This is a genomic window from Pseudomonas sp. 30_B (assembly GCF_017491605.1).
GTDB lineage: Bacteria > Pseudomonadota > Gammaproteobacteria > Pseudomonadales > Pseudomonadaceae > Pseudomonas.
In genome coordinates this window covers 1-620 of sequence record NZ_JAFGYY010000100.1, presented here as the reverse complement: position 1 = coordinate 620, position 620 = coordinate 1, and the positions used below count along the sequence as shown (strand labels likewise).

Below are 620 nucleotides of genomic sequence, written 5' to 3'. Positions count from 1 at the left end.
GCGTCGCAAGGCGCGGCCGTCGTCGACGGCCGCATGGTCGACGAAGCCGTCGCGCGCGAGGCGAGGGACGTTCTCGCCGCGGCGCGATGACGGATACCCCGTTCTTTCTTCAACCAGGAGGCGAGCATGAGCACGACGATTTCCGCGTACCGACAGATCGGCGCCAAGCGGTTTCGCGAGATATCCGGCCTGTATTTCGAGGATTTCGAGCCGGGCAACGTCTACGAGCACCGGCCGGGCCGCACGATCACGGACGTCGACAACATCTGGATGACGCTGTTGACGATGAACACGCAGCAGGTGCATTTCGACGCCGAATACGCGGCGAAGACCGAGTGGAAGAAACTGCTCGTCGACAGTACGTTCACGCTCGCGCTGCTGACCGGCATGAGCGTGCGCACGGTCAGCGCGAAGGTGGTCGCGAATCTCGGCTGGGACAAGGTGAGGGCGAGCGCGCCGGTGTTCGCGGGTGACACGCTGTACGCGGAATCGACGGTGTTGTCGCGCCGCGAATCGAAGAGCCGGCCGACGCAGGGGATCGTGACCGTCGAGACGAAGGGCGTCAATCAGCACGGTGTCATCGTGATGTCTTTCGAACGCACGATGCTGATCTATAAGCG

The 620-nt window shown here is 63.4% G+C and carries 1 protein-coding gene; it reads left to right on the top strand.

Annotated elements, in window-relative coordinates; all coding sequences use genetic code 11:
• Positions 1–126: 126 nt before the first annotated feature.
• A partial coding sequence (gene ripB / locus J5M67_RS27405; RefSeq protein WP_207888540.1) for a (R)-specific enoyl-CoA hydratase RipB/Ich occupies positions 127–620 on the top strand: 494 nt, incomplete at its 3' end.